The 20,017-nt window shown below is 64.3% G+C and carries 18 protein-coding genes and 1 pseudogene; 14 read left to right on the top strand and 5 right to left on the bottom strand.

The genetic code is table 11. The features are described from left to right. The first annotated feature begins 157 nt into the window (after positions 1 to 157). The 8 genes from urtA to U0042_RS01945 all read left to right on the top strand — a co-directional run bounded on the left by urtA (position 158) and on the right by U0042_RS01945 (position 7,869). Positions 158 to 1,432: an urea ABC transporter substrate-binding protein gene (gene urtA, locus U0042_RS01980; protein WP_114809630.1), complete on the top strand. Its 1,275-nt coding sequence runs from the start codon at positions 158 to 160 to the stop codon at positions 1,430 to 1,432. A 55-nt stretch (positions 1,433 to 1,487) separates the two neighbouring features. After that, positions 1,488 to 2,405 (top strand): urea ABC transporter permease subunit UrtB, encoded by a 918-nt coding sequence (urtB, locus tag U0042_RS01975; RefSeq protein WP_114809629.1) that lies wholly within the window; start codon positions 1,488 to 1,490, stop codon positions 2,403 to 2,405. 61 nt (positions 2,406 to 2,466) lie between these two features. Beyond that, positions 2,467 to 3,648 carry an urea ABC transporter permease subunit UrtC gene (urtC, locus tag U0042_RS01970; protein WP_114809628.1) on the top strand — a complete coding sequence of 394 codons (1,182 nt, stop codon included), beginning with the start codon at positions 2,467 to 2,469 and terminating at the stop codon, positions 3,646 to 3,648. 3 nt (positions 3,649 to 3,651) lie between these two features. Then, positions 3,652 to 4,395 (top strand): urea ABC transporter ATP-binding protein UrtD, encoded by a 744-nt coding sequence (gene urtD / locus U0042_RS01965; RefSeq protein WP_114809627.1) that lies wholly within the window; start codon positions 3,652 to 3,654, stop codon positions 4,393 to 4,395. 48 nt (positions 4,396 to 4,443) lie between these two features. Next, positions 4,444 to 5,133: an urea ABC transporter ATP-binding subunit UrtE gene (gene urtE, locus U0042_RS01960; protein WP_114809626.1), complete on the top strand. Its 690-nt coding sequence runs from the start codon at positions 4,444 to 4,446 to the stop codon at positions 5,131 to 5,133. 34 nt (positions 5,134 to 5,167) lie between these two features. Continuing rightward, complete coding sequence (gene fmdA, locus U0042_RS01955) at positions 5,168 to 6,406, top strand: formamidase (RefSeq protein WP_114809625.1); 1,239 nt, start codon at positions 5,168 to 5,170, stop codon at positions 6,404 to 6,406. A 25-nt stretch (positions 6,407 to 6,431) separates the two neighbouring features. Further along, a complete protein-coding gene (locus tag U0042_RS01950; RefSeq protein WP_114809624.1) occupies positions 6,432 to 6,776 on the top strand; it encodes an FmdB family zinc ribbon protein in 345 nt (114 codons plus the stop codon). Between the two features lie 67 nt (positions 6,777 to 6,843). Further along, positions 6,844 to 7,869 (top strand): aliphatic amidase, encoded by a 1,026-nt coding sequence (locus U0042_RS01945; RefSeq protein WP_114809623.1) that lies wholly within the window; start codon positions 6,844 to 6,846, stop codon positions 7,867 to 7,869. A gap of 34 nt (positions 7,870 to 7,903) precedes the next feature. Here U0042_RS01945 and U0042_RS01940 read toward each other — a convergent pair whose 3' ends face one another. The 3 genes from U0042_RS01940 to U0042_RS01930 all read right to left on the bottom strand — a co-directional run bounded on the left by U0042_RS01940 (position 7,904) and on the right by U0042_RS01930 (position 10,702). Continuing rightward, positions 7,904 to 9,193, bottom strand: coding sequence for an SUMF1/EgtB/PvdO family nonheme iron enzyme (locus U0042_RS01940; RefSeq protein WP_114809622.1), 1,290 nt, complete (start codon positions 9,191 to 9,193; stop codon positions 7,904 to 7,906). A 186-nt stretch (positions 9,194 to 9,379) separates the two neighbouring features. Next, positions 9,380 to 10,138, bottom strand: a complete 759-nt coding sequence (gene fnr, locus U0042_RS01935) for a fumarate/nitrate reduction transcriptional regulator Fnr (RefSeq protein WP_017774913.1) — start codon at positions 10,136 to 10,138, stop codon at positions 9,380 to 9,382. Positions 10,139 to 10,237: 99 nt separating this feature from the next. Beyond that, a complete protein-coding gene (locus U0042_RS01930; RefSeq protein WP_114809621.1) occupies positions 10,238 to 10,702 on the bottom strand; it encodes a universal stress protein in 465 nt (154 codons plus the stop codon). A 310-nt stretch (positions 10,703 to 11,012) separates the two neighbouring features. On the opposite strand from U0042_RS01930, the gene U0042_RS01925 reads away from it, so the two are divergent. Together U0042_RS01925 and U0042_RS01920 are read left to right on the top strand one after the other, a co-directional pair. Beyond that, positions 11,013 to 11,705, top strand: a complete 693-nt coding sequence (locus U0042_RS01925; RefSeq protein ID WP_114809620.1) for a FadR/GntR family transcriptional regulator — start codon at positions 11,013 to 11,015, stop codon at positions 11,703 to 11,705. A gap of 217 nt (positions 11,706 to 11,922) precedes the next feature. Then, positions 11,923 to 13,443 carry an MFS transporter gene (locus tag U0042_RS01920; protein ID WP_114809619.1) on the top strand — a complete coding sequence of 507 codons (1,521 nt, stop codon included), beginning with the start codon at positions 11,923 to 11,925 and terminating at the stop codon, positions 13,441 to 13,443. Between the two features lie 63 nt (positions 13,444 to 13,506). Here U0042_RS01920 and U0042_RS01915 read toward each other — a convergent pair whose 3' ends face one another. Next, positions 13,507 to 14,097: an acyl-homoserine-lactone synthase gene (locus U0042_RS01915; RefSeq protein WP_114809618.1), complete on the bottom strand. Its 591-nt coding sequence runs from the start codon at positions 14,095 to 14,097 to the stop codon at positions 13,507 to 13,509. Positions 14,098 to 14,259: 162 nt separating this feature from the next. On the opposite strand from U0042_RS01915, the gene U0042_RS01910 reads away from it, so the two are divergent. Further along, positions 14,260 to 14,577, top strand: coding sequence for a hypothetical protein (locus tag U0042_RS01910; protein ID WP_017774918.1), 318 nt, complete (start codon positions 14,260 to 14,262; stop codon positions 14,575 to 14,577). Here the strand turns inward: U0042_RS01910 and U0042_RS01905 are convergent. After that, positions 14,561 to 15,266, bottom strand: a pseudogene (locus U0042_RS01905) (helix-turn-helix transcriptional regulator). The gene U0042_RS01910 and the pseudogene U0042_RS01905 sit on opposite strands and share 17 nt — an antisense overlap. 582 nt (positions 15,267 to 15,848) lie before the next feature. On the opposite strand from U0042_RS01905, the gene U0042_RS01900 reads away from it, so the two are divergent. The 3 genes from U0042_RS01900 (at position 15,849) to U0042_RS01890 (ending at position 19,761) form a co-directional block, all read left to right on the top strand. Continuing rightward, the gene (locus U0042_RS01900; protein ID WP_114809617.1) at positions 15,849 to 16,802 is read left to right on the top strand and encodes a dihydrodipicolinate synthase family protein; all 954 of its coding nucleotides are present in this window, start codon (positions 15,849 to 15,851) and stop codon (positions 16,800 to 16,802) included. A 261-nt stretch (positions 16,803 to 17,063) separates the two neighbouring features. Beyond that, positions 17,064 to 18,644 (top strand): aldehyde dehydrogenase (NADP(+)), encoded by a 1,581-nt coding sequence (locus tag U0042_RS01895; RefSeq protein ID WP_114809616.1) that lies wholly within the window; start codon positions 17,064 to 17,066, stop codon positions 18,642 to 18,644. Between the two features lie 175 nt (positions 18,645 to 18,819). Continuing rightward, complete coding sequence (locus tag U0042_RS01890) at positions 18,820 to 19,761, top strand: SMP-30/gluconolactonase/LRE family protein (protein WP_114809615.1); 942 nt, start codon at positions 18,820 to 18,822, stop codon at positions 19,759 to 19,761. The last annotated feature ends 256 nt before the right edge of the window (positions 19,762 to 20,017 follow it).

The following is a 20,017-nucleotide window of genomic DNA, read 5'->3' as shown; positions in this document are numbered from 1 at the left end:
GCGCGAGCCATGCCCGGAGCAAATTACATTCCAGTGCGATAGCGGGGAATACGTCAATCGACGTATTTCGATCGCCAATTTGGCTTCCTACATTGCGTCCAACCCTCGAAACCCGTCCGCGGCCAGTGCGCTGCGGGCCCACGACAAGGAGAACGTGATGTCCGCAGACGATCGAATCGACGACGACGCCCACATGCCCTCGCCGCTGCGCCGGCGCCTGCTGAGCGGTCTCGCCGCTGCCCCGCTCATGGCGCTCGGCTTGCCGCGCACGTCGTTCGCGCAAGTGCCGCCCACGGCCAAGGTGAACACCACGCACCTCGCCGTAACCGACACCACCGTGACCGTCGGCCAGCTGCACTCCGCAACGGGCACCATGGCCATTTCGGAAACGGGCTCCATTCAGGCGGAGCGGCTCGCCATCGAACAGATCAACGCGATGGGCGGCGTGCTGGGGCGCAAGATCCAGATCATCCAGGAAGACGGCGCGTCCGACTGGCCGACTTTCGCGGAGAAGTCGAAGAAGCTGCTCGAAAACGATCACGTGGCGGCCGTGTTCGGCTGCTGGACCTCGGCCTCGCGCAAGGCCGTGCTGCCTATCTTCGAGAAGGACAACGGGCTCCTCTACTACCCCACGTTCTACGAAGGCCTCGAACAGTCGAAGAACGTCTTCTATACGGGCCAGGAAGCGACCCAGCAGATTCTCTGGGCGCTCGACTGGGCTTCGAACACGAAGAAGGCCAAGACGTTCTTCCTGATCGGCTCCGACTACATCTGGCCGCGCACGTCGAACAAGATTGCGCGCCGCCATATCGAACAGCACCTGCACGCGAAGGTGGTGGGCGAAGAGTATTACCCGCTCGGCACGACCGAATTCAATTCGCTGATGAACAAGATCAAACTGGCGCGCCCCGACTGCATTTTCGCGACGGTGGTGGGCGGTTCGAACGTGGCGTTCTACAAGCAGTTGAAGGCGGCGGGCATCACGCCGCAGAAGCAGTTCCTGCTGACGCTTTCCGTGACGGAGGACGAAGTGCTCGGCATCGGCGGCGACAACTTCGCGGGCTTCTATTCGTCGATGAAGTATTTCGAGTCGCTCGATAACGACAACAACAAGAAGTTCGTGGCGGCATTCAAGGGGCGCTACGGGCCGAAGTCGGTGATTGGCGACGTGACCCAGGCTGCGTACCTCGGTCCCTGGATCTGGAAGGCTGCGTGCGAGCGAGCAGGCAGCTTCGACGTGGACAAGGTGGTGGGCGTGTCCGCGGGCATCGAGTTGCCCAACGCGCCGCAGGGCTACGCCAAGGTGGATGCGAACCACCACCTGTGGAGCCGGTCGCTGATCGGCGAAGGGCAGGCGGACGGGCAGTTCAAGGTGGTCGCGCAATCCGACCAGCCGATTCAGCCCAATCCGTTCCCGAAGGGCTACATGTAATCCCGCAACCCGCCACGGCGCGGCGGCCACGCGGCTGCCGCGCGAGGAGCGTTCGATGTCCGCTACCGACATTCTCAACATCACGCTGATGCAGGGCTTCGCGGGTCTGAGCCTCTTCAGCGTTCTGCTCCTGATGGGGCTCGGGCTCGCCGTGATCTTCGGCCAGATGGGCGTCATCAACATGGCGCACGGCGAGTTCATGACCATCGGCGCCTATACGGTCTACATGTTCTCGTGGTTCGCGCAGAACGTGTGGCATGCGTTCACGCCGGTGTACTTCTTCTTCGCCATCGTGGCGGCGTTCGTGCTCGCGTTTGCAGCGGGCTGGCTCGCCGAATGGGCGTTGATCCGCCATCTCTACCGGCGTCCGCTCGACACGCTGCTCGCCACCTGGGGCTTGAGCCTCGGCATGCAGCAGGTGTTTCGCTCGACCTTCGGTCCGAAGGAGGTGAGCCCCGCGTTGCCTGACTGGCTGATGGGTTCGTGGGAGCCGGCGCCGGGGCTCGACATTCCGGTGAGCGGCATGTTCGTGATGGGCCTTGCGCTCTTCATGACGGGCGGCCTGCTGCTCGCGCTTTACCGCTCGCGCTGGGGGTTGCGTGTGCGCGCCACCGTGGCCAACCGCCCCATGGCCAACGCGGCGGGCATCAACACGCGGCGCACGGACCGCATGACGTTCGCCATCGGCTGCGGCATTGCGGGCGTGGCGGGCGCGGCGTTCACGGCGATCGGGTCGACGGGGCCTACCAGCGGTTCGCTCTATATCGTCGATTCGTTTCTCGTGGTCACGTTCGGCGGCGCGGCAAGTCTGCTGGGCACGGTGGCGTCGGCATTCGGCATCGCGCAGATGCAATCGATCAGCGAGTTCTTTCTCTCGGGGTCCATTGCGCGGGTGCTCACGCTGCTTACCGTCGTGGTCATTCTGATGCTGCGCCCGCAGGGATTGTTCGCCTCGAAGGTGCGGCGCGCGTGAGCGCATGGCGGGCCTCGCTGTGCCGGGGCCTTCACCGATTCACTTGTACGGAGAGAGGCACATGGAACCCATCCAACCCGCAGCGGGCGGCGTATCTGGTCGAAGCGCTCCATCCGCGCGACCCGGGCCGGCGCGTGGCGGCTGGCGCGCAATGGCCGCGCGGCTCGACGCGTCGGGCTATGCGGGCATCGTGATTCTCGCGCTGCTCATCGTGGTCGTGTTTCCGCTCGCACTCGACACGTTTCGCCTGAACCTGATGGGCAAGTATCTGACCTACGCGTTCGTCGCGGTCGGGCTCGTGATCGCGTGGGGCTACGGCGGCGTGCTGAGTTTGGGGCAGGGCGTGTTCTTCGGGCTGGGCGGCTATGCGATGGCGATGTTTCTGAAGCTGGAGGCATCGGACCCGGTAGCGACACGCACACAGACCACGCCAGGCATTCCCGACTTCATGGACTGGAACCAGGTCACCGCACTGCCGGCATGGTGGAAGCCGTTTCACTCGCTGCCGTTCTCGATTCTCGCGGTGCTCGCGGTACCCACGGCGCTCGCGTTCGTGATTGGCTATGCAATGTTCAAGCGGCGCGTGGGCGGTGTGTATTTCGCCATCATCACGCAGGCGGTGGCGCTCATTCTTTCGGTGCTCATCATCGGGCAGCAAGGCTATACGGGCGGCGTAAACGGCATTACCGACCTGCGCACGCTGCTGGGATGGGACATTCGCACGGACCACGCCAAGCTCGCGCTGTACTTCGTGAACGCGGCGCTTTTGATCGGTGCGCTGCTGGCCTGCCGCTGGGTTCAGCGCGGCAAGCTGGGCACGCTGCTGCTCGCCATGCGCGACAAGGAAGACCGCGTGCGCTTTTCGGGCTACGACGTGGCGATGTTCAAGGTCTTCGCGTTCTGCTTCGCGGCACTGCTCGCGGCGATTGGCGGCGCGATGTTCACGCTGCAGGTGGGTTTCATGTCGCCTTCGTTCGTGGGCATCGTGCCGTCCATCGAGATGGTGATCTATGCGGCGGTGGGCGGGCGCATGTCGCTGGTGGGCGCGGTGTATGGCGCGATTCTCGTCAACCTCGGCAAGAGCTGGTTTTCCGAGAGCTTTCCGAATCTCTGGCTCTATCTGATGGCGGCCATGTTCATCGGCGTCGTGATGGTCTTTCCGAACGGCCTCGCGGGACTCTACGAGGAACACGTGAGACCGCGCGTGCGGCGGCTGATCGGGGCGGAACACAAGGAGGCGTGAGTCATGAGCAATACCGATTTTCTGCTGGCAATCGAAGACCTGACCGTGTCGTTCGATGGCTTTAAGGCCATCGATTCGCTGAACCTCTACATCGAGTCCGGCGAGTTGCGCGTGGTGATCGGACCGAACGGCGCGGGCAAGACAACGCTGCTCGATCTTATCTGCGGCAAGACGAAGGAAACGGCGGGCAGCATCAAGTTTCGCAACGAGGAAATCACGAAGCTTGCCGAGTTTCGCCGCGTGCGCAAGGGCATTGGCCGCAAGTTCCAGACGCCGTCCATCTACGAAAACCTGACGGTGGCGCAGAACCTGGAGGTGTCGTTTCCGCGCGGACGTTCCGTGTTCGGTGCGCTTGCCTACCGCGCCGACGACGAAGTGACGGATCGCGTGTGTGCAGTGGCCGAGGAAATCGGCCTTGCGGCCTCGCTCGATCTTGAAGCAGGCCTGCTGTCGCACGGTCAGAAGCAATGGCTCGAGATCGGCATGCTGCTCATGCAGGATCCCGAACTATTGATGCTCGACGAACCCATTGCCGGCATGAGCGTGCGCGAACGCGAACTGACGGCCGAGCTGCTGGACCGGATCTGCCGCAATCGCTCGATGATCGTCATCGAACACGACATGGCGTTTGTAGAACGCATCGCACACAAGGTGACCGTGATGCATCAGGGCAAGATTCTCGCGGAAGGGCCCATGGCGCAGGTGCAGGCCGACCCGCGTGTGATCGACGTCTATCTTGGCCACTGAGTCGGCCACCGAGTCGGCCACCGAGTCGGCCACTGAAAGGAGGACATCATGCTCGAAGTAGACGACCTCGTGGTGAGCTACGGCCAGAGCGAGGTGCTGCACGGCATCGGCTTTTCCGTTGCAAAAGGGGAAAGCGTGGCCGTGATGGGCCGCAACGGTATGGGCAAGACCACGCTCTTCAAGGCGCTGATCGGCATGCTGCCCGCCAGTCGCGGCACGGTGCGCGTGAGCGGCGCGGACGTATCGAAAGAAGAGAGCTATCGCCGTGTGGCCAAAGGCATTGGCTACGTGCCGCAAGGGCGGCAGATTTTCGCTTCGCTCACGGTGGAGGAGAACATTCGCACGGGCCTCGAAAACGCGGCGAGCCAGCAGGTGCCGGACGACCTTTATGCGCTGTTTCCCGTGCTGTTCGACATGCGCCGACGCAAGGGCGGCAATCTCTCGGGCGGCCAGCAACAGCAACTCGCCATTGCGCGCGCGCTTGCCACCGACCCGAAGGTGCTGCTGCTCGACGAGCCCACCGAAGGCATTCAGCCGTCGGTCATCAAGGACATCGCGAAGGCGCTGAACCAGATTCGTGCGACGCGAGACATCGCGATTGTCGTCTCGGAACAGGTGTTGAGCTTCGCGCTGGACGTGGCGGACCGGCTGTTCGTGATCGAGGGCGGACGCTTCGTGCATCAGAGCACGCGCGATGCCGGCGATACGGGTCGCATCCGCGAATACCTTTCCGTTTAGTCATACCAGGTACCTGAATAAAGGAGGGAATGAAATGGCTGAAACGCTCATCAAGGTCGATCTGAACCAGTCCGCCTATGAAAACGAACAGGTTCACAACCGCTGGCATCCGGACATTCCGATGGCCTGCTGGGTGAACCCCGGCGACGATTTCGTTCTGGAGACCTACGACTGGACCGGCGGCTTCATCAAGAACGACGACAGCGCCGACGACGTGCGCGATATCGATCTCTCCATCGTGCATTTCCTGTCAGGACCGGTTGGCGTGCGCGGCGCGGAGCCCGGCGATCTGCTCGTGGTGGATCTGCTCGACATCGGCGCGAAGGCGGACAGCCAGTGGGGATTCAACGGCTTCTTCTCGAAGACGAACGGCGGCGGATTTTTGACGGACCACTTTCCGCACGCGCAAAAATCCATCTGGGATTTCCACGGCCTTTATACGAGTTCGCGCCATATTCCCGGCGTTAATTTCGCGGGGCTGATTCATCCGGGTTTGATCGGCTGCCTGCCCGACCCGAAGCTGCTCGACACGTGGAATGCCCGCGAAACGGGGCTGATCTCGACGGCGCCGGAACGTGTGCCGCCGCTCGCGAATCCGCCGTTCGCGGCCACGGCCCACATGGGCAAGCTGGCGGGTGACGCACGCGACAAGGCCGCGGCCGAAGGCGCGCGTACCGTGCCGCCGCGCGAGCATGGCGGCAATTGCGACATCAAGGACCTTTCGCGCGGCTCGAAAGTGTTTTTCCCCGTCTACGTGGACGGCGCGGGCCTTTCGGTGGGCGACCTGCATTTCAGCCAGGGCGATGGCGAGATCACGTTTTGCGGCGCGATCGAGATGGCCGGCTGGGTGCATATGCGCGTGAATCTCATCAAAGGCGGCGTGGAGAAATACGGCATCCGCAATCCCGTGTTCCAGCCCAGCCCCATCACGCCCGCCTACAACGACTATCTGATCTTCGAAGGTATTTCGGTAGACGAACAAGGCGGCCAGCACTACCTCGACGTGACGGTGGCGTATCGGCAGGCGTGCCTCAATGCCATCGAGTATCTGAAGAAGTTCGGCTATTCCGGGGCGCAGGCGTATTCGTTGTTGGGGTGCGCGCCGGTGCAGGGGCATATCAGCGGCGTGGTGGATATTCCGAACGCCTGCGCGACGCTGTGGCTGCCCACGCAGATCTTCGACTTCGACATTCGCCCGAACGCTGATGGACCCGTGCGCCACGTGCAAGGTGGTGTGGACATGCCGTGCTCGCCCGATCTCGTGAAGTCATGAACCACTAAACGATTCGGAGCCCGATATGCCGATCTACGACTTCGAGTGCGCGCACTGCGGACCGTTCTCCGTCATGCGACGCATCGCGGACCGCGAGATGCCGTGCCATTGCCCCGAGTGCGGCGGCGAGAGCACACGCCTGATGACCGCGCCCTCGCTGGCGTTGATGGCCGGCACGAGCCGCATCGCGCGCGCGACGAACGAGCGCGCGGCTCACGCGCCACGCCAGTCTGCGGACGGCCCGCCGCTGCGCCACCGGCCGGGCTGCGGCTGCTGTTCGGGCGGTCGCACCACGCTCGCGGGCGCGAGCGCGCAGACGTCGGCGGGGCTCAAACGGCCGGCGGGGCGCCCGTGGATGATCAGTCACTAGCCCGTTAGCGCGGGCCGTTGCGGCGAGGTCCGCATCAGGATTACGCGCCTTCAAGGAGAAACGAATCATGCGACATGGTGATATTTCGAGCAGCCGCGATTGTGTGGGCGTCGCAGTGGTCAATTACAAGATGCCGCGTCTGCACACGAAAGCCGAGGTGCTGGAGAACGCGCGGAAGATCGCCGACATGGTGGTCGGCATGAAGCAGGGGTTGCCCGGCATGGACCTCGTCGTGTTTCCGGAATACTCGACGCACGGAATCATGTATGACCGTCAGGAGATGTTCGACACGGCGGCCACGATACCTGGAGAGGAAACCGAAATATTTTCAGCGGCGTGCCGCAAGGCCAACGTGTGGGGTGTGTTCTCGCTGACCGGCGAGCGGCACGAAGCGCATCCCGACAAGGTGCCGTACAACACGCTGATCCTCATCGACAACCGCGGCGAAATCGTGCAGAAGTACCGCAAGATCATGCCGTGGACACCGATCGAAGGCTGGTATCCCGGCGACCGTACCTATGTGACAGAAGGGCCGAAGGGCATCAAGATCAGCCTCATCATCTGCGACGACGGCAACTATCCGGAGATCTGGCGCGATTGCGCGATGGGCGGCGCGGAACTCATTGTGCGATGCCAGGGGTACATGTACCCCGCCAAGGAACAGCAGGTGTTGGTGGCGAAGGCCATGGCGTGGATGAATAACACGTATGTCGCGGTGGCGAATGCGACCGGATGGGACGGCGTGTATTCGTACTTCGGTCATTCGGCCATCGTCGGTTTCGACGGGCGCACGCTGGGTGAATGCGGCGAAGAAGAGATGGGCGTTCAGTATGCCGAACTATCGCTCGATATGATTCGCGACGCGCGGCGCAACATGCAGTCGCAGAACCATTTGTACAAGCTGCTTCATCGCGGATATACGGGCACTCACCATTCCGGCGACGGCGCCAACGGCGTGGCGGCGTGCCCGTTCGGCTTCTATCGAAACTGGATCGAAGATCCGGAAGGTACACGGCGCGCCGTAGAGGCACTCACGCGCACCACGCCCGGCACGGCGGAGTGCCCGATAGAGGGCATCCCGCATGGCGAGTAAATGGCTGGCGTTCCGGTCAGGGTGTGAGGGACGCTCACGCCTTCACACACCTGAACCCCGCATACACGTACTGATACCGCGGCTGAAACCAGTTGCGGAACGTGGGCCGCAGCATGCAGCGCGCGGTCCGCGCGGAGCCGCCTTTGAGCACGTAATGCTGGCCGTCGAAGAAATTCGCCGAGTAGCCGAGGTAGAACGGGAACGGCTCGAAGCCGGGCAGCGGTTCGAATAGCGTCGAGGTCCATTCCCAGCCGTTGCCGTACAGCCCTTCCGCGCCGAACGTACCGCGGCTTGCGGGGAAGGCGTCCACGGGCTGCGGGTCCCAATTGCGGAAGTCGAAGTTGCCGCTCTCGGGTTGGTCGATGCCGTGCGCGGCGCGCTGCCATTGCGCTTCCGTGGGCAGCGATTTGCCGCGCCAGCGGGCATAGGCGCTTGCCTCGGCGTGGCTCACATACGCGGGCCATGCGGGCGGCAGGTCGATCTCGTCGAACATGGTGCGCAGTGTCCAGCCGTTACCGGCTTGCGACCAGAAGACGGGATGCTCGATCTGCTGCGCTTCTTTCCACGCCCAGTCCTTGTCGTTCCATAGAGCCCGCTCGCGATAGCCGCCGGCCTCCACGAACTCGCGGTACTCGCCGTTCGTAACCATGTAGCGGTCTATCTCGAACGCGGGCACGTCGATACGCGCTTCGCCGTACTCGTTGTCCCAGCCAAAGACGCCACGTTCAGGCGGCATGCCGAGAATGGCCGTGCCCGCGGGCACGTGCACCATCGAGGGCGAGACGGTGTGGGAGCCGTCGCTCCCCGTCGTGCGGGCGGCATGCGATGGCGCATGCTTCTGGTCGAGTGCCAACTGATGCAGCATGTACGCGAGCGTTTCCACATGCATGAGCCGATGCTCGATGGCCACGTTCAGCAACTGCGTCGGCGAGCCGGTGTGGATGGCGCCGCTGCCGAGATCGAAGGCATGCAGGCGGGTGTCGATCTGCTCGCGAGCGCGCTGCGCGTAGTCGCGGACGACATCGAGCGCGGGCCAGTCGCTGGGCACGTCGGTGGGCAGGCCACCGTCCACGGGGTCGATACCGAACGCAAACAGCGCGTCGAGCTTCGGATCGAAAGAGGGCAGCTCGAACAGGCGCTCGCTGAACAGATTACGGTCGAACGCTTCCAGGTGCCCGATGTAGAACACGATGCGGTGCCGTTCGCCGATGGGCCGCTCGTAGAGGAAGTCGCGCTTCACGGCGTCGAACAATGCGTCGCTCACGCGGCGCGCTTCGAGAAGACGTTGGACGAGCGGGTGGATCTCAACTGCGTCGCGGTTCATTGCGCCGGCTCTCCTGAAGGGAAGGTCGTGAAACTGTACCGCCTTCGCAGAACACGTGCCACGTCACGCGACAGCGCCGCGGCCTCGTGACGAGGTGCGCGGCGCACTGGATGGGAGTGAGAACGGAAAGGCCCTGAAGCAGGGCCGGCGGCTGTGTCGAGACGCGAGCCGCGCGCGCGGAAGGGCTTAGATCTGCCGCAGCCCTTCGATGTCGACGATGCGGATGAATTTGCCTTGCGTGTCGATCAGGCCGCGCTTTTGTAATCTCGACAGGGTGCGGCTCACGGTTTCGAGCGTCATGCCGAGATAGCTGCCCATGTCTTCGCGCGTCATGCGCAGGTTGAATTCCGCCGACGAATAGCCGCGCTGCGCGTTGCGTTCCGAAATGTCGAGCAGGAACGCGGCCACGCGTTCGTCTGCGGAAAGCGAGCCGAGCACCATCATTTGCGCCGATTCGCGAATCAGTTGTTCGCTCATGAGGCGATGCAGGCGTTCCTGCATGGCGCTGACTTCGCGGCACATCGTCTTGAGGGCGCCGTAGGGAATGATGCATACGGAACTGTCTTCGAGCGCGATGGCGCTGCACGCGTGGCGGTCTTCGCTGATGCCGTCGAGGCCGAGCGCCTCGCCGGCAAGCCGCAGACCGGTGACCTGTTCGCGGCCGCCGCGGTGCGCCATGACGGTCTTCAGTGAACCGGACCGCACCGCATAAAGGCTTTCGAACGGGTCGCCGATGCGATAGACCGCCTCGCCGCGCCGCACGGCCCGAGCCGTGCAGATCAGCGATTCGAGCTTCGGCATTTCGTCGGCGGCGAGGCCCTGCGGCATGCACAGCTGGCGCATGGCGCAGGTCGAGCAACGGGCGGCGGTGCGGGACGGCGTGGACGCCGCCACGTGCGTGGTACGGCGCACGGTGGTTTGCGGAATGGCGGTCGGGGTCAGCATGGCCTGCTCCTGGGAACGTTTGAAGAATTTTCCCATCGCGCGCCGATGTTGATCAGCGACAAATCGACGCGCACCGGCCGCACGGCCCTTTGCGCGAGGTCACGCCTCCTGCACGCCGCTCGCGGCGGATGGAATCAGCAGCACCGGCAGGCTCGCCTGACGCACGCAGTGTTCGGCGATGCTGCCGAGAATCAGACGCCGGAATCCGCGGCGGCCATGCGTGCCCATCACCACGAGGTCGGCGTTGAACGCCTTCGCGCGCGCGAGGATCAGCGTGGGCACGTCGTCGAGCGACGACGCTTCGCCCGTCGCCAGTTCGCCGGCCACGCCCTTCGCGCGCATCGCCGCGCCAAGCTCGGTGGCGAGCGTCTTGCCCTGCTCGATCATCTGCGTGCGCAGGATGGACGGGTCGTAGCCGGGCGCCTCGAAATAGAGCGGCGTGTTCTCGATCACATAGAACGGCTGAAGTTCGGCGCCGGTCGAGCTGGCCAGGTCGAGCGCCGCGTCGAACGCGCGGCGCGATGTTTCGCTGCCGTCGACCGCGACGAGAATGCGTTTGTACATAGGGAACCTCCACGTTGACGGGAAAGGACGCCGGGCAGCTTAAACGATCGTGTGGCACGCCGCATCGAAAGATGGACGGAAGCAGGATGTCAATTCGGCGCTTGCCAAGTCGAGCCGAGCGGCCGGCGTCCCTCTCAGGTGCTTGCGTTCGGCCTTCCGACCGCAAATCGATCGACGCGGCCGCATCTTTGCGCATGAGCGCGGCCGGGTTTGCCTTACAATCGACACCAATTTTTGACAAGCTGGCGGCTGTACGCCGCTGTTGCTTCGACCCGCGACCACGACAGGCGACGATCACAAGCAAGCGACCATGGCGAGCGAACGTAAGGCGACCGGTCTGCCGGAACAGATCTACACGGACATTCTCAACCGCATTCTCGAAGGCGAGTACAAGGAGGGCGACCGGCTGCCCACCGAGCACGCCCTCGCGGAGCGTTTCGAGACGTCGCGGCCCACGGTGCGCGAGGCGCTGGCCCGGCTGCGCGCGGACGGCATCGTGGTGACGCGGCACGGTTCTGGAACGACGGTTGCGCGTCGGCCCGATCCCGACGTGCGTCGCTTTGCGCCGCTCGAAACTCTCTCGGACATTCGCCGCTGCTACGAATTCCGCGTGGTGACCGAGGCTGGCGCCGCCGCGCTCGCCGCGCAGCAGGCTGAGCCCGAAGACATCGAGGCCATCCAGCAGGCGTGGGACGATCTCGAGCGTGTGGTGCAAACGCAGGGCATCGGTGCGAAAGACGACTTTACGTTCCATCTCGCCGTGGCCCGCGCGTCTCGAAACCAGTTTTTTATTACGGTAATGTCCTTCATCGAAGAACAGATCGTGTTCAGCATGAATCTGTCGCGCAACCTTTCGCTGGTGAAGACGATCGAGCGTCAGCGCATGGTTCAGGCCGAGCATCTCGCGGTGCTGGAGGCCATTCGCCGTCACGACGCGGCGGGCGCGGCCGACGCCATGCGTCGCCATCTGGAGAACGCACGAGACCGGATGTTCGGTTCGTGATCGCACGGCGCGGCCGGTTTTCCGGCGCGCCGGGCCTGTCCGCCGGGTTCGGTCCGCGGGCTTGCGCCGAGGATCGGTCCGTTGGACCTGGCCGCGGGCTCGCTTGAGGACCTGCTCTTTCCCTTGCGTCTTTTTCGCGCATCATTTGCGCCGCCCTGAAGTGACTTCGCCTTCCTCTACCTCTGCCTCCCTGCCTTTTCGTCACGCGCTGCTCGCCATGCTGGGCATCGGTCTCGTCAACATGCTGGTCGCGCTCGACCAGACCGTGGTGAGTACCGCGCTGCCGTCCATCGTCGCGGAGCTGCACGGCTTCGAGTACTACGCGTGGATCGCGAGCGCCTATCTGCTGGCCTCTGTCGTGACCGTGCCGGTGTTCGGTCGGCTGGGCGACTACTTTGGCCGCAAGCGCTTCGTGCTTGCCGCAGTGATCGTGTTCACGTTGGCTTCCGTGCTGTGCGGCCTTGCCACCAGCATGCCGTTCCTCGCCATCGCGCGCGGGCTGCAAGGCGTGGGCGGCGGCATGATGGTGGGCACCGCTTTCGCTTCCATTCCCGATCTGTTTCCGGACCCGCGTGCCCGTGTGCGCTGGCAGGTCGTCATGGCGGCGGCGTACGGCATCGGCACGGCGGCGGGGCCGTCGCTCGGGGGCTGGCTGAGCGAGCATTTCGGCTGGCGGTCCACGTTCTTCGTCAACCTGCCGGTGGGCGTGCTCGCGTTCTACTTCATCTGGGCGCATCTGCCGTCTTACCGACGCGAACGCACGGGCGAGGTGCGCATCGACTGGGGCGGCGCGGCGCTGGTGGCGCTGGTGCTCGGCTGCTTTCAGGTGTTCATCGAGGCGGTGCCGAAGGACGGCTTTACCACGGGTAACCTGATTCTCGCGGCCGTGGTCGTGGGCGGGACAGCGGCACTGCTGGCGTGCGAGCGGCGTGCGACACATCCCATCATCCCGCTCGACCTCTTTCGCGACGCGCAGATCGTGACGCTCTTCATGCTCTCCACGCTTTCGGGCTTCGTGATGTTCTCGCTGATCTTCTTCGCGCCGCTGCTGCTGCAAGGCGGCTTCGGGCTGTCGCCCCAGCAGGCGGGCCTCCTCGCTACGCCGATTGCCGCGTGTATCGCCATTGGCAGCCTCATCAACACGCGCATCGTGATTCATTTGCCGAAGCCCACGCTGATTCTCTCGATCGGCTTTGCGTTGCTTGTCGCGGCCTCCGCGGGTCTCGCGCTCGCGACGCAGTCCACGCCGCATCTGTGGCTCGAGGTGGCGATGTCGGCCGTGGGCATCGGCTTGGGTTTCATCCTCAACAACCTCAACGTCTTCGGCCAGGAGATTGCCGGACGGGAGCGTTTCGGCATCACCACGGCGCTGCTGCAATCCACGCGCATGGTGGGCGGCATGCTGGGCACGAGCATTGTGGCGACCATCGTGAACCGGCATTACGCCTCGGGCGTGGAGGACGCGCTGCAGGTGCTCGGCAAGCCGGCGGCGGCGCGCTGGCAGCCGGAGTTGGGCGATCCGCGAATCCTCATCGACGAAGGGCTGCGCGACAGTCTGCTGAACCAGCTGCGGGCCGCCGGACTGGACGGTCCCGCGCTCATGGAGGCCGTCAGGCACATCCTCGTGCAGTCGATTCACATTGGTGTGGTGTTGACCGGCTGCGCCGCGTTCGCGGCCGTGCTGATCGTGCGCCGCATTTCGCACATCACGTTCCGGCGCGCTCCGCGAGCCGGCTGAGCGGCTTTCACGGCGGGCGGCTGCTTGCGGCGGCAGCCGCCCGGTTCGATTGTCAGACCACCGTCATGCAGCCGCTGCCATCGGTCCGAACAGCGCCACGCGGGTTTGCGGGCTCACCGCGATATCGAGCGCAATGGCGTTTTCCGTGCCGATGCGCATGGGCGGCCCGAGCCGCGCCAACTCGATGCCGGTGCGGCGCAGCAGACGCTCGATGGGCGTCGTCGTCACCGTGACGTAACGCGTAATGCCCATGCGGTCCGCGAAGGTCACGAGCGCGTGGATGGCGTGCATGGTTACGTCGGCAAAACCGAACGATTGGTCCCCGCCCGCTTCGATGGCAAAGCGGCTCAGCTCCCAGATGGTCCGTCCAGCGGGCGCAGCCTTGCCCGCCAGCAATTGCGGGAAGGTGTCGCGCAGCATGTTCGGCCCTTCGGTGGGCATCAGCCGCCAGCATCCCCGCACCTCGCCCGCCGGCTCCTGAATCAGCATGTAATGCGGCCCGAGCGCGTCGTAGCCGTCGATCTCCATGCCTGCAATGGTGGGAATATCCCAGCCCATGCGGTCGCGGAATACGCGGGCCCTGAGCCGGTACATTTCGTTGATATGTTCGTTATCGAATTCCTGCCGCAAACCGATCCGGATTGTTGCTTGCATGACGTTCTCCCGACACGTGTTGATGGCCCAAATACGTGTCGAAAGTTATGCATTTTGGGTAGAAAAACTACCTACCTACCTGGATAGGTGCGCGCGTGCGCGCAAGTGCGGAGAATCGGTCCGGCAGCAATTAATCAACAGGCATAACGGGCAGGGACCACCATGGAACTTCTGGAAAATCACTGGCAACCCGCGACGGGACAAGTGCGGACGACGGCAGAACTGGCATCGGCGATCGACCGCGTGCAGATCATTGCGTACCGCAAACGGAAGAAGGAAAGCCAGCGGCGTTTCTGGGCGCGCTTTGGCGTGACGCAATCGCGTGGAAGCCGCTTTGAATCGGGCGCGGAAATTCCGGCGCCGGTATCGATTCTGCTGGGACTTTATTTCAACAAGACGATCTCGGACGGAGATCTGGGCAGGGCGGAGCGCATGCTGTTCCGTCGTGATTCGGACGGCTCGATCAGCCCGGATCTATAAGGCCCAACTGAGTGGCGATCACGGCGGCTGCCCGCCGTGAATTGACACCGAATTTCGCGCGAATGTTTTTCATGTGGAAATTCACCACAGCCTCGGAGCAATTGAGGATGTGTGAAATCTCCCACGTGGATTTGCCGAGCGCAGTCCACTTCAGGCATTCGCGCTCGCGCGGGGTGAGTTTGGGAATGAGCGTCTGCGCGTGCGCGCTCAAATGGCGCTGACTCGTGTCGATCACGAGGTCGCGCATCAATACCGAGGTTCGGCAGTGCAGTGTCGATGTGCTGCCAGAACTTGTCGTTCGGATTCGAATCGTTCACGAAGCACAGCATGCCGGCTTCCTGACGCGGCCCGTGAATGGGTAGCGTCACGCCGGCGCGCAGGCCATGTGCGGTCGCTTCTTCGTACATGGACTTCTGTGGCGTGGTAGCGAACAGATCAGGCGACCACACGAGCGGCGACGAGTGCGTCGTGCAGTGCGAGACAGTTGGATCGATATAGGCAAAGCCCTGATCCGTATAGGCCTGCCGCCACGTCGACGCGTAGTTGCTGCGCACGTAGGCGTCCTCGAGGCGCATGCCCGGGCGCGGCAGAATGGCGAGCAGAACCTGACTGAAGCCCCACGAGCCGGCGAGACCGGCAACGGCGTCGAACCATTGCGTCTCGTCGGATGCGGCCAGTATCGGCGACATCTGCTCAATGAAATGTAGCGGCACGGTATTACTCTCGATTCGCGGCTGGCCAATGCCGCAGGCGGCGCGGGGAGGGTTGCGCCCCCCTCTTCAGGTTGTAACAATTTATCACTAAATTTCAGTGCGGTCGTTTTTGTTCCACGTATTGACGTTGCCGCGCTGCTCCGGCTTACGTAACAGGCCACACGCCGCGGCGGCGACAGCCAGCCACGGCCTTTGCGCATGGGACGGCCAGACGACTGGTATGTGCGTTGCAGATGATTTGCCCGTGATTATTACAGGTCGCCTTGCGCAAGACGCAAATTTCCGCTGCAAATCGCCCAATGTTGCGCACGGGACACGCGGGTTTAAAACACCATCGGCGGATTAGAACTTCAAAAAGAATATTTTGCTTTGATCGCGAGCCAATATTCGGCTGAAAGAATTAATCATGTGCAGGGCCAATATATTCGGCAGTGCTTCATCGCAATATTCCGAATCCGCCGTACCCGCCATGCCTCGGCGCCGCGCCTCAAACTTGTTTGACAACTGACGCGCGAAGGTGCCACACTGCGGCATCCCGAACACGCTTGCCGAGGTGTCATGAACGTCTCTCCGATCGTCGAAAGCGAATTCGCCGCCACGGTGATGGCCGTGCCGCCGCTGGCGCGTCGCAGCGACTACACGCTCGACGAGGCGCAGAACCTCAAGCTGATCCGGCACATCGAGGCAGGCGGCGTGCGCACGCTGCTGTACGGGGGCAATGCGAACCTGTACCACGTGCCGGTGAGCGAGTATCGCGAGTTGCTAGACATGCTGGCGACGAGTGCCGGCGATGCCACCCGCGTGATTCCGGCCATCGGGCCCGACTACGGCAAGATGCTCGACCAGGCGCGCATTCTCTCGCAGACGCCATACCGTACCGCGATGGTGTTGCCGCTCGGCGGTTTCACCACGCCGGAAGGCGTCGAGACAGGGCTCGCGCGCATTGCCGACATTGCCGGTATTCCGCTCACGCTGTACGTGAAGAGCGAAGACTATGTGGACGTCGACACGCTCGCGCGGCTCGTCGACAGGGGCACATTGATTGCGGTGAAGTACGCGATCGTGCGCGACGATCCGGCCGACGACCCCTGGCTGCGCCGTCTGCTGCAAAGCGTGAATCGGGCGAAGGTGATTTCGGGTATGGGCGAGCGGCCCGCGCTCGTGCATGTCCGCGATTTCGGTCTTGCCTCATGGACGACGGGTTCGGGCTGCATCGCGCCGCGCGCCGTCATGGCCTTGCTGCGCGCCGCGCAGCAAAACGGGCTGGGCGAGGCCGCGGGAATCTACGATGCGTTCATGCCGCTGGAAACGCTGCGCGACGAGATTTCGTTGATCCGCGTGCTTCACGATGCTGTCACGTTCTCAGGCATTGCCGACATGGGCGCCATGTTGCCGTTGCTGAGTTCGACGCCGGCGTCGGATCATGCGAATATCCAGGCGGCGGCGCAGGCGTTGCTTGCGTTCGAGCAGGAGCAGGGCTGGATGCACCCGGGCCAATCCCGGGCCTGCTGATAACGGTTCGGCCGCCGACTGCGTCCGAACGGATGCCTTGCCGGCACGGCACGAGCCGACGGATCGGTTCGGCGCCCGCGGTGTGCAGCCAGGCAGACGCCCGCAGGGCACACGCGAGGCCCCGCGGCGCGACTGGTCTTCGCTGGCCGGTCACTACGCGTGGCCAGCCGGCATAACCCTCTTCCACACACTATGCGTCGGGCGGACATGACGGTGCCGTGACAGGTACCGCGGCCACTGGCGCTTCACAGGAGTTTCACGATGCAGATTACCGGAGAGATGCTGATCGGCGCGAGCGCCGTACGAGGTACGAAGGGCACGTTGCGCGCCTTCGACCCCGCGCGCAATGCCGAGATCGAGCCGACGTTCGGCGCGGGCAGCGTTACTGAGGTGGAGCGCGCGTGTGAGCTGGCCGCGCAGGCCTTCGACGCGTATCGCAGCGCGCCGCTCGAAACGCGGGCGCGTTTTCTGGAAGCCATTGCCGAGAACATCCTCGCGCTCGGCGACACGTTGATCGAGCGCGCCCAGGCCGAGTCGGCCTTGCCGCGGGCCCGTCTGGAAGGCGAGCGCGGGCGCACGGTGGGGCAGTTGAAGCTCTTTGCGTCGCTCGTGCGCGAAGGCCGCTGGCTCACGGCCACGTTGGATTCGGCGATGCCCGATCGCAAGCCGTTGCCGCGCTCGGACCTGCGCATGCAGAAGATTCCCGTCGGTCCGGTTGCGGTGTTCGGCGCCAGCAACTTCCCGCTTGCGTTTTCGGTGGCGGGCGGCGACACGGCGTCCGCGTTCGCGGCCGGCTGCCCGGTGGTCGTGAAGGCGCACCCGGCGCACCTCGGCACGTCCGAACTGGTGGGCCGCGCGATCCAGAAGGCCGTAGCGGACTGCGGTCTGCATGAAGGCACGTTCTCGCTCGTGATCGGCGCCGGCAACGAGATCGGCGAAGCGCTGGTCGCGCATCCCGCCATCAAGTCAGTGGGCTTCACGGGTTCGCGCCGCGGCGGTCTGGCGCTGGCCGACATCGCGTCGAAGCGTCGCGAACCGATCCCCGTCTTCGCGGAAATGAGCAGCATCAACCCGGTGTTCGTGATGCCGGGCGCACTGGCCGCGCGCGCCGATTCGATCGCGAACGGCTTCGTGGAATCGGTCACGCTGGGCGTCGGCCAGTTCTGCACGAATCCGGGCCTCGTCATCGTGCTCAACGGACCGCATACCCAGGGCTTCATCGACGCCGCCGCTCAGGCGCTTGCGAAGAAGGGCGCGCAGACCATGCTGACTGCGGGCATTGCAGCCGCGTACCGCGAAGGCGTCGCGCAGCGCGCCGAAACGAGCGGCGTGAAGAGCGTGGCGCAAGGCACGCCGAGCGACGCGTCGTGCTCCGCGCTGCCCGCGCTGTTCACCACCACGGCGGCCCAGTTCCTCGCCACGCACGCGCTGGAAGACGAGATCTTCGGGCCGACTTCGCTGATCGTGACGTGCGCCGACGTGGGCGAAATGATGAAGGTGGCCGAGCAGATCGAAGGCCAGCTCACGGCCACGCTGCAGATCGAACCGGACGACTACGAACTCGTGCGTGGCCTGCTGCCCACGCTGGAGCGCAAGGTGGGCCGCATCCTGGCGAACGGGTACCCGACCGGCGTCGAGGTGTGCTACGCGATGGTTCACGGCGGACCATTCCCCGCAACGAGCGACCCGCGCGCCACGTCGGTGGGTGCGACCGCGATCGATCGCTTCCTGCGCCCGGTCTGCTATCAGGACCTGCCGGCCGAGCTGCTGCCCGAAGCGGTGCAGGACGGCAATCCGCTGAAGCTCTGGCGTTTGCGCGACGGTCAGCTGGGACGCGACTGAGCGGTCGTGGCCGGAGCCGGGTAGCGCATCGCGGCGGTGGTGGCATCGAAGTCGCCGCGGTTCGTCGGCTCGCCTTGCCGGCCCGCGCTGCCGGCCCGTTTCTGTCCGTATCGCTGCGCTTCCCGCAACGTTCTTCGACACGGGCGTCGCATCTCGCCCTCGCTTGTCCTTCACCATGACCGACCTCACCAGCCGCCGCTATCCCGACCCCGCCATCCGCGTGCTCGATCCGCGCTTCACGGCCTTGCGGCTTGCGTCGGCGTCGGTGGAGTGCCTTTATCAGGGCGCGCGGTGGTCCGAAGGTCCGGTCTGGTTCGGCGACGGCCGCTATCTGCTGTGGAGCGACATTCCGAACAACCGCATCCTGCGTTGGGACGAGGAAACGGGCGCCGTGAGCGCCTTTCGCCAGCCGTCGAACAACGCGAACGGCAACACGCGCGACCGCGAAGGCCGGCTCGTGACCTGCGAACACCTCACGCGCCGCGTCACGCGCACGGAGTACGACGGCACCCTCACCGTGATCGCGGACCGCTATCGCGGCAAGCGCTTCAATTCACCGAACGACATCGTCGTGAAGTCCGACGGGTCGATCTGGTTCACGGACCCCACCTTCGGCATCGACGGCTTTTACGAGGGCGAGAAGCAGCCGTCGGAACTGCCTGCATGCGTCTATCGCGTCGATCCGCAGTCGGCCGAGGTAACCGTCGTGATCGACGACGTGCTCGGCCCGAACGGTCTCGCCTTTTCGCCCGACGAGTCGATTCTTTATGTGGTCGAGTCGCGTTCCGAGCCGCGCAAGATTCGCGCGTTCGACGTGGGCCGCGACGGCCGCACGCTCTCGAACAATCGTGTGGTGATCGACGCCGGCGCCGGCACGCCCGACGGCTTTCGCGTGGATATCCACGGCAATCTCTGGTGCGGCTGGGGCATGGGCACCGACGAACTCGACGGCGTGCGTGTGTTCACGCCGCAGGGCGAGGCCATCGGCCATATCGCGCTGCCTGAGCGCTGCGCGAACGTCTGCTTTGGCGGGCGCCACCGCAATCGTCTTTTCATGGCGGCAAGCCACGGCCTTTACGCGCTTTACGTGAACACACAGGGCGTGAAGGGCGGTTGAAACGGACCGCGCGCCCCTCCGTCAAGTTGCCAAACAAGTAAAGGTTTCCACTACCAGGCCGTCGTCCCGTCTGCGTGCTGCATGATAGGTGAAAGCCTTGCCAGTAAAGGGCTTGTGTGCGCTCAGGCCGACTTTAATGGCGCCATCCCGTGCGGATAATTTGCTTGACATCGGCGCCGGGCGTTCGTTATTTTGCGCTAACCGGGGACCGGTGGCAGGACGCCGTGCGAACCTGCTGCGTCTCATCCGCACCGTC

Source organism: Paraburkholderia kururiensis (assembly GCF_034424375.1).
Classification (GTDB): Bacteria; Pseudomonadota; Gammaproteobacteria; order Burkholderiales; family Burkholderiaceae; genus Paraburkholderia; species Paraburkholderia kururiensis_A.
Note: the sequence above shows the minus strand (reverse complement) of the source record. Positions and strands in the feature narration are given on the sequence as shown.

Bases quoted from the DNA above. Each gene is read 5' to 3' on its own strand.
- urtA (WP_114809630.1), top strand. From the start codon at position 158: ATGTCCGCAGACGATCGAATCGACGACGACGCCCACATGCCCTCGCCG.
- urtB (WP_114809629.1), top strand. From the start codon at position 1,488: ATGTCCGCTACCGACATTCTCAACATCACGCTGATGCAGGGCTTCGCG.
- urtC (WP_114809628.1), top strand. From the start codon at position 2,467: ATGGAACCCATCCAACCCGCAGCGGGCGGCGTATCTGGTCGAAGCGCT.
- urtD (WP_114809627.1), top strand. From the start codon at position 3,652: ATGAGCAATACCGATTTTCTGCTGGCAATCGAAGACCTGACCGTGTCG.
- urtE (WP_114809626.1), top strand. From the start codon at position 4,444: ATGCTCGAAGTAGACGACCTCGTGGTGAGCTACGGCCAGAGCGAGGTG.
- fmdA (WP_114809625.1), top strand. From the start codon at position 5,168: ATGGCTGAAACGCTCATCAAGGTCGATCTGAACCAGTCCGCCTATGAA.
- U0042_RS01950 (WP_114809624.1), top strand. From the start codon at position 6,432: ATGCCGATCTACGACTTCGAGTGCGCGCACTGCGGACCGTTCTCCGTC.
- U0042_RS01945 (WP_114809623.1), top strand. From the start codon at position 6,844: ATGCGACATGGTGATATTTCGAGCAGCCGCGATTGTGTGGGCGTCGCA.
- U0042_RS01940 (WP_114809622.1), bottom strand. From the start codon at position 9,193: ATGAACCGCGACGCAGTTGAGATCCACCCGCTCGTCCAACGTCTTCTC.
- fnr (WP_017774913.1), bottom strand. From the start codon at position 10,138: ATGCTGACCCCGACCGCCATTCCGCAAACCACCGTGCGCCGTACCACG.
- U0042_RS01930 (WP_114809621.1), bottom strand. From the start codon at position 10,702: ATGTACAAACGCATTCTCGTCGCGGTCGACGGCAGCGAAACATCGCGC.
- U0042_RS01925 (WP_114809620.1), top strand. From the start codon at position 11,013: ATGGCGAGCGAACGTAAGGCGACCGGTCTGCCGGAACAGATCTACACG.
- U0042_RS01920 (WP_114809619.1), top strand. From the start codon at position 11,923: ATGCTGGGCATCGGTCTCGTCAACATGCTGGTCGCGCTCGACCAGACC.
- U0042_RS01915 (WP_114809618.1), bottom strand. From the start codon at position 14,097: ATGCAAGCAACAATCCGGATCGGTTTGCGGCAGGAATTCGATAACGAA.
- U0042_RS01910 (WP_017774918.1), top strand. From the start codon at position 14,260: ATGGAACTTCTGGAAAATCACTGGCAACCCGCGACGGGACAAGTGCGG.
- U0042_RS01900 (WP_114809617.1), top strand. From the start codon at position 15,849: ATGAACGTCTCTCCGATCGTCGAAAGCGAATTCGCCGCCACGGTGATG.
- U0042_RS01895 (WP_114809616.1), top strand. From the start codon at position 17,064: ATGCAGATTACCGGAGAGATGCTGATCGGCGCGAGCGCCGTACGAGGT.
- U0042_RS01890 (WP_114809615.1), top strand. From the start codon at position 18,820: ATGACCGACCTCACCAGCCGCCGCTATCCCGACCCCGCCATCCGCGTG.